Consider the following 15,230-nt stretch of genomic DNA (forward strand, 5'->3'; position numbering starts at 1 on the left):
TGGCTCTCAGCCCGTGACCAGCGCGCGGACCCGGCGAACCCAGCGCATCGAAGCTTCGACCAGGGTGGGGCTGCGATGCTTGAGGATTGCGGACTTCAGGAGGTTCCCGGGCACGTCCCAGAGCTGGACGGACCCGACCGGGAAATGCGCCACATCGCCCGGGGTGAGGTGATGCCGCTTGCCATCCGCCTCGGTGATGAAGACCTCGCCGTCGAGGATCGTGATGATCTCGTCGGCGCCATGGGTCCAGCGGAAGGTGCTCGCCGTGGTGCGCCAGAGATAGACCTGCGCGCTGCCGTCATGGGTCTCCGACACCGTTGCGACCTCGGTGACGGGGCTGCCCGCGACGATCCACTCCGCCGGGATCGGTGAAGGGCTGAAGGCGGCGGAGCCGGGCCGGATCGCGGTCCCGGCGACCGGGCGCGCCTGCTCGTGCAGCCGGATCTCCGCATGGACACCCGCGCCGGCCAGGAGGAGGGCCGCGGCGACGAGGAACTTCTTCACGGTCAGCTCCGGAGCGCGGTCCACGGGGGCCTTTCGAACGGCGCCGGCATCATCCGCGCGTCCTCCTTCAACGCGCGGCGGCCTGAACCATTCGATTTCAGTATATACCCACGGTCTTTAGTTTATTTCGTTAATCAAACCCCCGAAGCCTGCGTTCGCCACGCGCGGTCGAACATTCGCGACCGGGACCGTTCAACGCCCTCCCTGCGCCCCGGCCGCGACGGGATGAGGCCGGAGCGGAGGATGTCTCCAGGCCGCCGGCGCTACGCCGCCGCGTTCGCAAGCCGCTCCGTGATCCACCGCGTCGCGTCGGCGCGCGGGGCGACCACGTCGGTGTCGGTGCGCAGCTGCGGGCTGTAGGCGGGATCCTCGGCCAGGACGTCGTGCCACCGGCGCAGGAAGCGCGCGATCTGCGAGCCCGGGGCGAAGCTCGTCTGCCGCGAAGCGCTCTCGTGGTGCGCCATCTCGGCGAAGGGCGTGTAGACGATGCGGTAGCCGAGCTGGCGCATCTTCAGGCACAGGTCGACGTCGTTGAAGTCGAGGGCGAAGCGCTCGTCGAAGCCGTTCACGGCCTCCAGCACCGCCTTGCGGGTGGCGAACAGCGCCCCGGTCACCGCCGAGCAGTCGCGCTGCGCGAGAGCCCAGTCGCCGTAGGTCGGCTCGGCCGCGTCCCGGTTGTACCAGGGGTGGGCGAACACGTCGAAGATGCCGCCGGTCATGCCGGCATGCTGGATCCTGCCGGTGGGGAACAGCAGCCGGCCGCCGACGCCGCCGACGCCGCGATCCAGCGCGAAGGTCAGGAGCGCCTCGATCCAGCCGGGCCGGCGCATGACGAGGTCGTCGTTCATCAGGATGACGCAGTCGGTCTCGGCCGCGCGCCAGAGGGTGTTCATCTTGGCCGCGTAGTTGAACCGCTCGCCTGGAGCACGGGTCGTCAGCAGGCGGGTCACGGCGAAGCGGTCGGAGCGGCCGCGATAGATCGCGTCGTCGGCTACGTCGTCGCCGATCAGCACGCGGATCCTGTCGGACGGGTAGGTGCTGCGGCCGAGGCTATCGAGCAGGTTGATCACGTGGGGCTTGGCGCCCTCGACGGCGCGGCCCTGATCGTCCTTCGGGCGGCTCTGGTTGGTCGGCACGACCAGGGTCACGGCTGGCCGCGCGTCGAAGGTCCTGCGGATCTCAAGCGTGTCCGCGGTCAGCCCGGGGGCGGCGCGTAGCGGCATGCCGGACGTCTCGAACCACCGGTCGAGGGCGTGGGCGCGGGCCGTGCGCGTCGCCTTCGGGCGTTCCAGCGGCGAGGCGATCAGGGTCTGCGGGATCCGGTCGATCCCGATGCCTGCGGAGACCGCGCCCAGCAGAAGCCGGAACCACGCGGCACTCCCGTGGCGCCGCGGAAAGTCCGGCGTCAGGTTCGCCAGAGCCGTGACCCGGATGAGGAGCGGGAAGCCGACATAGTCATCGGCCATGAGCAGGGCCGGGTTGAAGGCCGGCTTGCAGTGGACGCTGCGGACCTGGCCGGCGCCATCCACCACGGCGTCGTCACCGTAGAAGATGCCGATATCGGGCCGCTCGGCCATCGCGCGCATCAGGTGCGCCACGAGGTCGGGGCGCAGCTCGGAGGCCGCGGGGGCGACGAAGATCGCCCGGCAGGCCGGTAGCTGGCCGGCGGCAATCTGGGCGAGCCGACGCTCGTCGACAGGGCGAAACTGCGCGTCGAGGGGCAGCGGCAGGATCGCGTCCGGCCAGGCGATTGTGCCCCAGGAGGTCGACGGGGCCGGAGCCGGCTTCTTCTTCAACACGGGTCGGGTCTCCGGGGAATCAGGACCGTTCGGCGGCCAGGAGGCGGGTCAGGCTCGCCTCCATGGCGGAGGCCACCGCGCCGATCGACAGCCGCGCGCGGATCCGCGCCCGGGCGGCGGCGCCGATCCGGGCCGCGTCGCCGCCGGTCACGGCCCGGGCCGCGTCGTTGAGGGCACGGGTGAGGTCCGCCTCGTCGACCTGTCCCCACTCGGCGCCGCGCAGGTACGGGCCGTAGGTCTGGTCGAGGGCCGTGACCTCCGCCTTGACGGGGAAGCCGCAGGTGGCGTCGAGGAAGTCGCGGCAGCCGCCGTAATCGGTGGCGACCACGACCTTGCCCATCTCCATCGCCTCGGCGATCGTCAGGCCGAAACCCTCCGAGGAATGCGACGAGGCGTAGACCGCGCAGAGGTCGAACAGCGCGCCGAGCTCGTTCTGGGACAAGGGCTGATCGATCACCACCACGTCGCCCGACGTGCCCACGAGGTCGAGGAGCTTCTTGCCCTCCTCCGGCAGGTCGAAGACGTGCTTGGTCTTGAGCACGAGCTGCCAGCCCGCCTGCCCCAGCCCGGCCGCCCGGAAGGCACGGATCAGCGCGTGCGGGTTCTTGCGGGCGAGGTAGCTCGAGCCGTCGAAGGCGTAGAGGATCACCCGCTTGGACGGGTCGATCGCGAAGGCCTTGCGCAGGTTCGCCTTGGCGGCGGCGCTCACCGGCTCGCCGGCCTCGTTCTCGACCACGTAGGGCACGACGTCGACCGGGATGTCGGTGATCTGCCGGAAGATCGCCGCGCAGAACTCCGTGGGCGCCCAGATCGCGTCGAGGCCATCGACGGTCGGCAGCCAGCCGCCGGGCACGTGGGAGGTCTCCCAGACGAACAGCCCGATCTTCAGCCGCGCCTCCGCGGCGATCGCCCGCTGCCGGTCGCTCATCAGCGAGTGCCAGCTGTCGCCGTTGAAATGCACCAGGGCGACATCCGCCGGCCCCGAGAACGTCCGGGCCTGCCACGCGGGCGCGACCCGGGCGTGGACGTGGAACGGCCGCTCCATCGGGTGGACGTTCAGTGCGAAGGGCGCGCGGTGCAGGGCGCGGGCGTAGCTGCGGGCCGCGACGCCGAGGCCGTTGGCGTAGTTCATCGGCGAGACGTAGGCGACGCGCAGCGGGCGCTCCGGCGCCTGGGGCCTGCGCAGGTCCGCCCAGATCCGCCCGCCCGGATAGGTGTAGGTCACGTCGAGCCGGTCGAGGTCGAAGCCGCGCTCGGCAATCGCCTCCCGCACCGCCGCCCCGCCGATCGCGGCGTGCTCGCCCAGCAGCGAGCGCTTCACGAACGGGAAGCCCTGGCTGAGCATGTTCTCCCAGTCGAACAGGGTGCGGTTGTTGCGGGGGTCGTTGACCAGCGACATGTGCTTGTTCTGGGCCGAGAACAGGCTGCGCATGCCGAGGCCGGCGGCGCGCATCCGCCCGGAGAAGGTCAGCTCGTACTCGGTGATCACCGAATTCTTGTCCGGCCAGTTCGCCACCGACAGGAGGAACTGGCTGAACGCGTAGGACGACAGGCAGCGCTTCTTCAGGGCCAGGAAGAAGCTCTGCAGATGGTGGCTGTAGTAGAAGTTGTCGGCGAGCCCGATCACCGCCTCCGGGAAGGCGTCGATCTTGGCGAGCAGCCCGGCGAAGTCGTCCCGGTCGAGGGGGCCGACGAGGCTGTCATTGGCGAGATAGAGGGTGTCGGAATCCAGGAGGTCGGTGTCCTCCAGCAGGACATGCGCCCAGGCCGCGAAATCGAACCCGCGGTTGTCGCGCAGGTAGACGGAGGCGCAGAGATCCAGGATCGCCTGCGGCACGGCGTTCTTCTGCTGGTCGGCGGCGATGATCAGGACGATGTCGGCGCCGTTCTCCGCGAAGGCCTTCAGGTAGGGCTCGACATGGCCGCGGATCCGCCCTTCGGGGCAGTGGGTGATGAACAGCGCCGTGCGGCCGTGCCGGCGGGGCGTGCGCTTCAGGCAGGACAGGCGCGCGTCGGAGGCCTCCGGCACCGCGGCGCCGGGAACGCGGCGGGTCAGGCGCCCCGCCTCCAGGCCGGTGGTGACGTAGTCGATGAGCGGGTTCAGGCCGAGGGCTGCCACCTTCGGGTAGCGGGCGAGATACCAGGGGGCGTCGAAGCGCGGCGACGGGCTGGTGCCGCGCCCGCCATCGGTGAGGTAGTGGACGAGCGGGTTCAGCCCAGCCTCGTCGTCGGCGAGGTATGTCGCGCGGTACCAGCGCGTGTCGAACCAGGGACCGGGGTCGAGCCCCTCTTCGGCGCCGTGTTCCAGGTAGTGGACCAGGGGGTTGAGACTGTCGGCCCGCACCGCGGGGGCCTGCGCGGCGTACCAGTCCGGATCGAACAGCGGATGGGGGGCGTAGCGGCGGTAGCCGCCGGCCATCACGTAATGCTCCAGTGGCTCGAGACCGCTGGTCTCCGCCTCCGGGCAGCGCCCGCGGTAGAATTCGGGATCGAACAGGCCCGACCGGCGGATCAGGTCGACGTGCCGGGACAGGCCGGCGAATTCCTCCGGATTGCGCAGGTAGCCCTGCTTCCGGCCGGTCTCGTAGAAGTGGCTCAGGGCGTTGCCGCCTGCGGCGCGGGCATCCGGGTAGCGGGACAGGTACCAGGCGGTGTCAAACAGCGGCGACGGGTCGGTGTCGGTCCGGCTCAGGAAATCGAAGAACGCCCGGCCGCGGTTCTCGGCGCCGCCGAGATAGCGCGTGGCGTACCAGTCCGGATCGAACAGCGGGTTGGGCCGGATGCCCGCCGCGGCGCCGCGGTCGACGTAGTGGAGCAGCGGATTGATGCCTTCGGCCCGCAGCCCCGGAACGGAATCGAGGTAGAGGTCGCCGTGGAACAGCGGATGCGGCCAGCGCCCCTCGCGGCCGCCATGGACCGCGTAGTGGAGCGCGGGATCGAGCCCCTCGCCGACGACGTCGGGATAGCGCCGCGCGTACCAAGCCGGGTCGAACAGGCCGGATTCCTTGACCGCACGAACGAGGTCCGCCTGCCGAGGTTCGCCGTGGCGGCGCCGCTTGAAGCGGCGGGCCAGCGGGCGCGCGAGGGATTGCGCCGCTCCGGCGAGGCCGGCTTTCTCCGACGATCCGGCAACGAACACATCTCGAAGGCGCATGGTCAGGTCCGGATAGACGGGAAGCCCGCAACGCTGCCCACGCCGCGATCCGCGAGAGACATCAGGGGGTTCGGCCGGCTCGACGGTCGCGGACGGGACTGCGCCGGCTTGGGCGCCTTCCTAAAGGTGTCGGCCGCCTGCGCCAAGGCCCGGTCCAAGAAGGCCCGGTCCACACTGCCCGTTGCGACCGCCGGTGCGCGGGGTCCCGCTGATCGGGACGCCGCTCCCGCAGCCCGCGCGCCGTTCCGTCCCGGACCGGGGTCCACCCTGCCGCTCCCGTCTGGGACAGCGGCGGCTGCAAACCCCGGCAGCGCCGGGGGAAAAGCGTCCGGGAACAGCGTGCGGCGATCCCGACCTTGCCAGCCCGGTATCATCCGCCCCACACTTGCAGGATTGACCGGCAGGCCCTTTCGAGGATCCGCGCAGGAGATGGATATCGGCATGACGCAGGGGACCAGCCCGGCCACGACCCTCGACGACGGCATCGTGGCGACCGCGGAGAGCTGCCTCGCCGCCGTCGGCGCGGCGCGAGACGCGATCCACGGGGTGATCTTCGGTCAGGAGAGGGTCGTCGATCTCGCCCTCGTGACGATCCTGGCGGGGGGCCACGGCCTGCTGGTCGGCCTGCCGGGGCTGGCCAAGACCAAGCTCGTGGAGACGCTCGGCACCGTGCTGGGCCTCGACGCGCGGCGCGTGCAGTTCACCCCGGACCTGATGCCCTCCGACATCCTCGGCACCGAGATCCTGGAGGAGGATGCCGAGCGTCGCCGCGCCTTCCGGTTCGTGCAGGGGCCGGTCTTCACCCAGCTCCTGATGGCCGACGAGATCAACCGGGCGAGCCCGCGGACCCAATCGGCTCTGCTCCAGGCCATGCAGGAGGGCCACGTCTCGGTGGCCGGCGCCCGTCACGACCTGCCGCGCCCGTTCCACGTGCTGGCGACGCAGAACCCGATCGAGCAGGAGGGCACCTACCCGCTGCCGGAGGCGCAGCTCGACCGGTTCCTCCTGGAGATCGACGTCGGCTATCCCGACCGCGCCGCCGAGCGCCGGATCCTGATCGAGACCACCGGCGTCGACGAGGTGCGCCCCCGCGCCGTGATGTCCACCGAGCAGTTGCTGACCGCCCAGCGCCTCGTGCGCCGCCTCCCCGTCGGCGAGGCCGTGGTCGAGGCGATCCTCGACCTCGTGCGCGCCGCCCGGCCGGATGGCGGGGACGCCCTGGTCAAGGACAAGCTCCTCTGGGGTCCCGGTCCCCGGGCCAGCCAGGCGCTGACCCTCGCCGCCCGCGCCCGGGCGCTGATCGAGGGCCGGGTCGCGCCCTCAGTGGCCGACGTGAAGGCGCTCGCCGAGCCGGTGCTCAAGCACCGGATGGCGCTGAGCTACACCGCCCGCGCCGACGGGGAGACCATCGAGGGTCTGATCGCCAAGCTCGCGGAGAAGATCTGATCCGGACGCATTTTCGAGTTGGGTGGATGCCGGCTGACGTGAAGACCATGCGCAGGTTCGAACCATCGCCGGCGCGCAGCCGTGCAGACGGGCGGCGCTGACGATGGTCGCGACGAACATCCTCGACGCGGGCAGGCGCGTACCCGGCCGGCGCGAAAGCGAGGGCGCGACCGCCCTGTCGGACAAGATGCCCCGCCTCGTCCTGGAGGCGCGGCGCGTGTCGAGCCTGCTGGCCCACGGCCTTCACGGCCGACGGCGGGCCGGGCCGGGCGAGAGCTTCTGGCAGTTCCGTCCCTTCGTCACCGGCGAAGCCGCCGCCCGGGTCGACTGGCGCCGCTCGGCCCGGGACGACCGGCTCTACGTGCGCGAGCGCGAATGGGAGGCGGCCCACAATATCTGGCTGTGGATCGACCGCTCGGCCTCCATGGGCTTCGCCTCGGACCTGGCATCGGCCTCCAAGATCGAGCGCGCGCTGATCCTCGGGCTGGCGCTGGCCGACGCCTTCGTGGAGGGCGGCGAGCGAGTCGGCCTTCTCGGGCTGACCCGGGCCAGCGCATCCCGGGGAATCGTCGAGCGGCTGGCGCAGGCCCTCGTGGCCGACGCGGCGGGTCTCGCCCAGGACCTGCCGCCCCGGGCGAGCCCGGCCCGCTTCGACGAGGTGGTGCTGATCGGCGATTTCCTCGCCGAGCCCGACCGGATCGCCGCCTCGGTGCAGAGCCTCGCCGGCCGCGGCAGCCGCGGGCATCTTTTGATGATCGTCGACCCGATCGAGGAGACCTTCCCGTTCACCGGGCAGGCCGTGCTGCACGACCTCGAGGGCAGCCTCAGCCTCGATATCGGCGACGCCGATGCCTGGGGCGCGCGCTATCGCGCCCGGATCGCCGAGCACCGGGCGGCGCTCGCCGCCATCGCCCGCGGACAGGGCTGGACGCTGACGATCCACCGCACGGACCGGCCGGCGAGCGAGGCGGCCCTGCGGCTCGCCACGCTCATCGCCGCCCGCGGCACGGAGTGAGGCCGCCATGCTGGGTCTGACCTTCGCCGCCCCGCTGGCGCTCGCCGCCCTGATCGGCCTGCCCGCCCTGTGGTTCCTGCTGCGGGTGACGCCGCCGCGCCCGCGGCGGATCAACTTCCCGCCGCTGAAGCTCGTGGCCGACCTGATCCCGCAGCGGCAGACCCCGGCGCGCACGCCGCCCTGGCTGCTGATCCTGCGTCTCCTGATCGCCGCCGCCCTGATCCTGGCGGTGGCCGGTCCGGTGTGGAACGCCGGGGGCGTCGGGGCCGGCGGCGGCCGCAGCGCCCTGCTCGTGCTGCTCGACAACGGCTTCCCGTCCGCCCACGACTGGCGCGACCGGCTGCGCGTCGCCACCGACGCCGTCGAGGGTGCCGCCCGCGACGGCCGCCCGGTGGCGGTGATCGGTCTGGCCGACGCCCCCGCGGCCTTCGAGGCGAAGACGCCCGCCGCCGCCCTGGAGCGCCTGCGCGCCCTGGCGCCGCGGCCTATCCTCCCCGCCCGCGACTCGCATCTCGCGACGATAGAAACCTTCCTCGACAAGAACCGGGGCGCCGGACTGGTCTGGATCAGCGACGGCGTGGCCGGAGCCGAGGACACGCGCTTCACCAAGGGATTGGCCGATCTCGTCGGCGGCAGCGGCGCCGCGCTGACGATCCTGCGGGCCGACCGCCCACCGGCCCTGGCGCTCACCGCCACCGAGAATGGCGGCAAGCTCGTCACCCACGCCCTGCGGGCGGCGCCGAACGGGCGCGATGCCGGGGTGATCCGCGCCCTCGACCAGAAGGGACTGCCCCTCGCCGAACGCGACTTCGCCTTCGCGGCCGACGCCACCGAGGCGGACGCCACCTTCGAGATGCCGGTGGAACTGCGCAACAGCATCAGCCGCCTGGAGATCGCGGGCGAGCGTTCCGCGGGCGCCGTGGTGCTGCAGGACGAGCGCGGCAAGCGCCGTCGCGTCGGCCTGGTCTTCGGCGGCACCCTCGATCAGGCACAGCCCCTCCTGGCGCCGACCTACTACCTCGCCCGGGCGCTCCAGCCCTTCGCCGACGTGCAGGAACCGCGGGGCGCCAAGGGGATCGCGGAATCGATCAATCAGCTCCTCGACAACCAGGTCTCGGTCCTGGTGCTCGCCGACGTCGGCGCCCTCGACGACAAGACCACCGCCCGGATCGAGGCCTTCGTGAAGGAGGGCGGGATGCTCCTGCGCTTCGCCGGCCCGCGGCTCGCCGCCGGCAACGATCCCCTCGTTCCGGTGCGGCTGCGCCGGGGCGGCCGGACGCTCGGCGGCACCCTCTCCTGGGACAGCCCGAAGACGATCGCGCCCTTCCCGCCCGAGAGTCCCTTCGCCGGCCTGACGCCGCCGGCCGATATCGGCGTGCGCCGCCAGATCCTGGCCGAGCCGGACGGCGACCTGCCGAACCGGACCTGGGCGTCGCTCCAGGACGGCACGCCGATCGTCACCGCGCAGAAGCGCGGGCAGGGCACGATCGTGCTGTTCCACGTCACCGCCGACACCACGTGGTCGAACCTGCCGCTCTCGGGCCTGTTCATCGACATGCTCCGGCGTGTCGTGGGGCTGGCCGGTGCCGCGGCGCCCGTCCAGGGCGACACGCCGCGGGCCGCCGCCCCCGTGCTCGCCCCGCGGGTGACCCTCGACGGCTTCGGCGCCCTGGGCTCGCCCCCCCCCTCGGCCACGGCGGTGTCGGCCGATTACGCCGACCGGGCGACGCCCGAGCATCCCCCGGGCTTCTACGGCCCTCCCGACGGAGGCATCAGCGTGAACGCCCTGAAGCCGGACGACCGTCTGAAGCCCCTGGACACCGTGGCGCTCGAAGGCGCCCGCTTCGGCTCCCTCGCCGGGGCGGAGACCCTCGACCTGCGCCCGACCCTGTTCACCCTGGCGCTGCTGCTGCTCGCCCTCGACACCCTGGCGGGCCTGTGGCTCGGCGGCTTCCTGCGCCGCGGAGGATTGGCGAGCCGCCTGCGCGGACGCCCGGCGATCCTGGCGGTCGCAGGGCTCATGCTGGTCGCTGCCCTGCCGGTCCGGTCGCCGCATGCCGAGGAGCCCCCAGCCAACCGGCCGAACGGAATCGAATCCGCGCTGGTCACCCGGCTCGCCTACGTGATCACGGGCGATTCGGCGGTCGACGAGGCGAGCCGGACCGGGCTGACCGGCCTGACCCAGATGCTCGCCGCGCGCACCGCCCTGGAGCCGGGCGAGCCCGCCGGAATCGATCCGGCCAAGGACGAGCTGGCCTTCTACCCGCTGATCTACTGGCCGATCGCACCGAACCGGCCGCAACCCTCGGACGTCGCGATCCGCAAGATCGACGCGTTCATGCGCAACGGCGGCACGGTCCTGTTCGACACCCGCGACGGGCTCACCGCCCGGCCGGGGGGGCCGCCCTCACCGGAGGGGGCCTATCTCCGGAAGATGCTCGCGACGCTCGAGGTGCCGGAACTGGAGCCGGTGCCCCTGGACCACGTGCTGACCAAGGCGTTCTACCTCGTGGACAGCTTCCCGGGCCGCTACGCCACCGGCCAGACCTGGGTGGAGGCCCTGCCCCCCGCCGCGGAGGGTGCCGAGCGCCGTCCGGCCCGGGCCGGCGACGGGGTGAGTCCGATCATCATCACGGGCAACGACCTCGCGGCCGCCTGGGCAGTGGGGCGCGGCGGCGAGCCGCTCTACCCGGTGGTCGGCGGCGACCAGCGCCAGCGGGAGATGGCCTTCCGCGGGGGCGTCAACATCGTGATGTACACGCTCACCGGCAACTACAAGGCGGATCAGGTCCACGTGCCTGCGCTGCTGGAGCGGCTGGGGCAGTGATGGGTCCGGACACACGGCGCGAGGCCGCATCCTCTCCCGCCTCTGCGCGTCTGCAGATCCGAAGCGGGCGCGCGGCGATGCGGCAGCAGGACAGGGCGTGGGTCCCCTCTCCCGTGCGGGAGAGGGACAGGGTGAGGGGTGAGACCTCTCCGACCATAGCGCGCGCTGTCGGCACATCGACGGCGTGCTCGATCCTGGACCTTCTCATCCCTCACCCCAACCCTCTCCCGCACGGGAGAGGGAGCACGTCGCGCTTGTCCGAGTCGTCGTGTGAACAGAGCGGTGCCCGGAACGAAGCGCGGCGTCGCCTCACGGATCCGGAGTGCTCCGCCCCATGCTGAGCCTCAGCTTCACACCCCTCCTCCCGTGGCCGGCCCTCGCCGCCTTAGGCGTGATCGTCGCCGTGCTGGCGGTGTTCGCCGTCCTGGCGCGGGGCCGGACCGCGCTGCTGCGCGTCCTCGTCCTCGCCCTGGTGCTGGCGGCGCTCACCAACCCCGCGCTGGTGCGCGAGGACCGCGAACCCGTGAAGGACGTGGCGGCCATCGTGGTCGACCGGTCCGGCTCCCAGCAGCTCGGAGACCGGCCGCAGATGACCGACGCGGTCCGCGCCGAGCTGCAGCGCCGCTTCGGCGCGCTGACCAACATCGAGCCCCGCTTCATCGACGTGCCCGATTCCAAGGACGGGGACGACGGCACCAAGCTCTTCACTGCCCTCGGCCAGGCGCTGGCCGACGTGCCGCCGGAGCGGCTCGCCGGGGTCGTGATGCTCACCGACGGGGTGGTCCACGACATCCCGAGCGCGATGGCCCAGCTCGGGATCAAGGCCCCGCTGCACGTGCTGGTCACCGGCCATCTGGACGAGCGCGACCGGCAGATCAAGCTCCTGGAGGCGCCGCGATTCGGCATCGTCGGCAAGGACCTGACGATCCGCGCCGAGGTTATGGAACGCGGCGGCACCGGCCACGCGGTCGTCACCGTGCGCCGCGACGGCGAGGAGATCGGCCGGCGGGACGTCGCCACCGACAAGCCGTTCGCGTTGACCACCCGGATCGAGCATGGCGGTCCAAACGTGGTGGAGATCGAGGTCGAGCCCCTGCCGGGCGAACTCACCACGGTGAACAACCGCGCGGTTCTGCCGATCGAGGGCATCCGCGAGAAGCTCCGGGTGCTCCTCGTCTCCGGCGAGCCGCACCAGGGCGAGCGGACGTGGCGCAACCTGCTGAAGTCGGACGCCAACGTCGACCTCGTCCACTTCACCATCCTGCGCCCGCCGGAGAAGCAGGACGGCACGCCGATCTCGGAACTCTCCCTGATCGCCTTCCCGACCCGCGAGCTGTTCGTCCAGAAGATCAAGGATTTCGACCTCATCATCTTCGACCGCTACGCCAACCAGAGCGTGCTGCCGCAGGCCTATTTCGACAACATCGTCCGCTACGTGCGCGAGGGCGGCGCCCTCCTCATCGCGGCCGGCCCCGAATTCGCCGGGCCGGCGAGCCTCGCCCGCACCCGGCTCGCCGGCATCCTGCCGGGCGACCCGGACGGGCGCGTGGTCGAGAAGCCCTATAAGGCGACGCCGACGCAGGTCGGCCAGCGCCACCCGGTGACCCGCGCCCTGCCGGGGTCCGATGCGAACCCGCCCGCCTGGGGCGACTGGCTGCGCATCGTGGAGGCGCGCACCCGCGCCGGCATCCAGCCGATCCTGTCGGGCGCCGAGGGGCTGCCGCTGCTCGCCCTGTCGCGGGAGGACAAAGGCCGCGTCGCCCTGCTCCTGTCCGACCACGCCTGGCTCTGGGCGCGGGGCTACCAGGAGGGCGGCCCCTATCTCGACCTCCTGCGCCGCCTCGGCCACTGGCTCATGAAGGAGCCGGCCCTCGAGGAGGAGGCGCTGCGCGCCCAGACCACCGGCCGCGGCCGCGAGGTCCGGGTCGAGCGCCAGACCATGGCGGACCAGGCCGAGCCCGTCACCGTCACGGGTCCCACCGGCAAGGTGACGACGCTGACGCTGAAGCCCGGCGAGCCCGGCCTGTTCACCGCGACGTTCGACGCCGAAACGCTGGGGCTGCACACCCTGCGCTCGGGCAACCTCGTGGCCTTCGTCAGTGTCGGCCCGGCCAATCCGCGCGAACTCGCCGACGTCTTCAGCGACACCGAGCGCCTGAAGGCCGTGGCCGAGGGTTCGGGCGGTTCGATCCGCCGCATCGCGGATGCCGGGGGCGCGACGCAGGTGCCGCGCCTCGCCACCGTGCGGGGCGGACGCCTGTCGGGGGCGGACTGGATCGGGTTCCGGCCCAGCGACAGCGCCAACATCCGCGGCGTCGAGGTCTATCCGCTGGCGCTGGGGCTCGCCGCCCTGGCGGCGCTGGCGGCCGCCCTGCTCGCCATGTGGCTGGTCGAGGGACGCCGGGGGCGGGCGGCGTGAGCGGCACCACCGCCCGCAGGGCGCCCACCGCCTTGCGCCGGCGCGCACGGTCGACGGCCTGACGCTCCCGCCCTATGAGCAACCCTGGTTAAGATCGCGAGACCCGCGCCACGCGCGGTCCGACACAACGGAGACAGCCTGCCCGTGACAGCGCAGACCGCGACCGGACGCCTCCTCGCCGCGACGCTCCTCGTCGCATGCCTCCAGCTCGCCCCGGCCCGCGCGCAGGAACCGGCGGCGATGCCGTCGACGCCGACCACCCTTCCGGCCGCCAACGGCCAGTGGACCCACGCGATCACGCTGATGGGCCAGCCGAAATACGGCCCCGACTTCAAGCACTTCGACTATGCCGAACCGACCGCCCCCAAGGGCGGGATGGTGCGCTTCGGCGCGCAGGGCGGGTTCGACAACTTCAACATCGTCGTCGCGGGCCTGAAGGGCGACCTCGAAGGCGGCGTCCAGCAGATCTACGATTCGCTGATGACCGAATCCTCGGACGAGCCGTTCACCTCCTACGGCCTGCTCGCCGAGGCGGTGCGGATCGCCCCCGATCTCGGCTCGGTCTCGTACCGCCTGCGCGAGAACGCCCGCTGGCACGACGGAAAGCCGATCACCCCCGAGGACGTGGTCTGGTCCTTCGACGTACTGAAGGCCAACAGCCCGTTCTACGCCGCCTATTACCAGACCGTCGCCAGGGCCGAGGTGACCGGGGCGCACGAGGTGACCTTCACCTTCACGGAGACCGGCAACCGCGAGCTGCCGCAGGTGATCGGGCAGCTCCGCATCCTGCCCAAGCACTGGTGGACCGCCAAGGACGCCAACGGCAAGCAACGCAGTGTCACCGAGACGACCCTGGAGCCGCCGCTTGGCTCCGGCCCCTACCGACTCGCCAAGTTCGAGCCCGGCCGCACCGCCACCTACACCCGCGTGCCCGACTACTGGGGCAAGGACCTGCCGGTGAATGCCGGGCGCTACAACTTCGACACCGAGCGCTACGAGTATTTCCGCGACGGCACCGTGCTGGTCGAGGCGCTGAAGGGCGACCTATACGATTTCCGCATCGAGAACATCGCCCGGAACTGGGCCACCGCCTACGACGACTTCCCGGCCGTGAAGGAGGGGCGCCTGATCAAGGAGGCGTTCCCCGACCGCGGCATGGGCCTCATGCAGGCCTTCGTGTTCAACACCCGCCGGGACAAGTTCAAGGATCCGCGCGTCCGCCGGGCCTTCAACCTCGCGATGAACTACGAGGAGATGAACAAGGCGCTGTTCTACGGCCTGTACAAGCGGATCAACTCTTACTTTTTCGGCTCGGAACTGGCCTCCTCGGGCCTGCCGCAGGGCGACGAGAAGGCGATCCTGGAAACCGTCAAGGACAAGGTCCCGCCCTCCGTCTTCACGACGCCGTACGCCAACCCGGTCAACGACAGTCCCGAGGCCGTGCGCAAGAACCTGCGCGAGGCCGTCGGCCTCTTGCGCGAGGCGGGCTACGAGCTGCGCGGCGGCAAGATGGTCGACAAGGCGACCGGCGCGCCGCTGACCGTCGAGTTCCTGGAATTCCAGAACACCTTCGAGCGGGTGATCCTGCCGTTCTCTGCGCAGCTCAAGCTGATCGGCATCGACGCCACCCTGCGGGTGATCGACCAGGGACAGTACCAGAACCGCATTCGCAACTTCGACTTCGACGTCACCACGACCAACTGGGGCGAATCGCTCTCGCCCGGCAACGAGCAGCGCGAGTATTGGGGCTCGGCGGCGGCCGACAAGCCCGGCTCGCGCAACCTGATTGGGATCAAGGATCCCGGCATCGACGCGCTCATCGAGAAGGTGATCTTCGCCAAGGACCGGCCGAGCGTGATCGCGGCGACCCGGGCGCTCGACCGGGTCCTGCTCGCCCACGATTACGTGGTGCCCCAATGGTCCTCCGATCAGCAGCGGACCCTGCGCTGGAACCGGTTCAACCACCCGGCGATCCTGCCGCTCTACGCCAGTTCCGGCTTCCCGACGACGTGGTGGTACGACGAGGCCCGCGCCGCCAAGACCGGGGCGCCGCGTTGAAGGGCGCC

The 15,230-nt window shown here is 71.5% G+C and carries 8 protein-coding genes; 5 read left to right on the plus strand and 3 right to left on the minus strand.

Annotation, left to right across the window (positions count from 1 at the left end; genetic code table 11):
• Positions 1-6 precede the first annotated feature (6 nt).
• The 3 genes from AC1DXK_RS02820 to AC1DXK_RS02830 form a co-directional block, all read right to left on the minus strand.
• Positions 7-528: a cupin domain-containing protein gene (locus tag AC1DXK_RS02820; RefSeq protein WP_457104141.1), complete on the minus strand. Its 522-nt coding sequence runs from the start codon at positions 526-528 to the stop codon at positions 7-9.
• Positions 529-767: 239 nt separating this feature from the next.
• The gene (locus AC1DXK_RS02825; protein ID WP_477296763.1) at positions 768-2,303 is read right to left on the minus strand and encodes a glycosyltransferase family 2 protein; all 1,536 of its coding nucleotides are present in this window, start codon (positions 2,301-2,303) and stop codon (positions 768-770) included.
• Positions 2,304-2,322: 19 nt separating this feature from the next.
• Positions 2,323-5,457, minus strand: a complete 3,135-nt coding sequence (locus tag AC1DXK_RS02830) for a rhamnan synthesis F family protein (protein ID WP_457104143.1) — start codon at positions 5,455-5,457, stop codon at positions 2,323-2,325.
• A 441-nt stretch (positions 5,458-5,898) separates the two neighbouring features.
• Here AC1DXK_RS02830 and AC1DXK_RS02835 point away from each other — a divergent pair, with 441 nt between their 5' ends.
• From AC1DXK_RS02835 to AC1DXK_RS02855, 5 genes are all read left to right on the plus strand, one after another.
• Entirely contained in the window at positions 5,899-6,903 is a 1,005-nt protein-coding gene (locus tag AC1DXK_RS02835) for an AAA family ATPase (protein WP_457104144.1), read from the plus strand.
• Positions 6,904-7,006: 103 nt separating this feature from the next.
• A complete protein-coding gene (locus AC1DXK_RS02840) occupies positions 7,007-7,918 on the plus strand; it encodes a DUF58 domain-containing protein (protein WP_457104145.1) in 912 nt (303 codons plus the stop codon).
• 7 nt (positions 7,919-7,925) lie between these two features.
• Entirely contained in the window at positions 7,926-10,745 is a 2,820-nt protein-coding gene (locus tag AC1DXK_RS02845) for a DUF4159 domain-containing protein (RefSeq protein ID WP_457104146.1), read from the plus strand.
• Between the two features lie 334 nt (positions 10,746-11,079).
• Positions 11,080-13,164 carry a hypothetical protein gene (locus tag AC1DXK_RS02850; RefSeq protein WP_457104147.1) on the plus strand — a complete coding sequence of 695 codons (2,085 nt, stop codon included), beginning with the start codon at positions 11,080-11,082 and terminating at the stop codon, positions 13,162-13,164.
• Between the two features lie 144 nt (positions 13,165-13,308).
• Complete coding sequence (locus AC1DXK_RS02855) at positions 13,309-15,222, plus strand: extracellular solute-binding protein (protein WP_457104148.1); 1,914 nt, start codon at positions 13,309-13,311, stop codon at positions 15,220-15,222.
• Positions 15,223-15,230 lie beyond the last annotated feature (8 nt).

This window comes from Methylobacterium sp. P3_A11 (genome assembly GCF_056403155.1).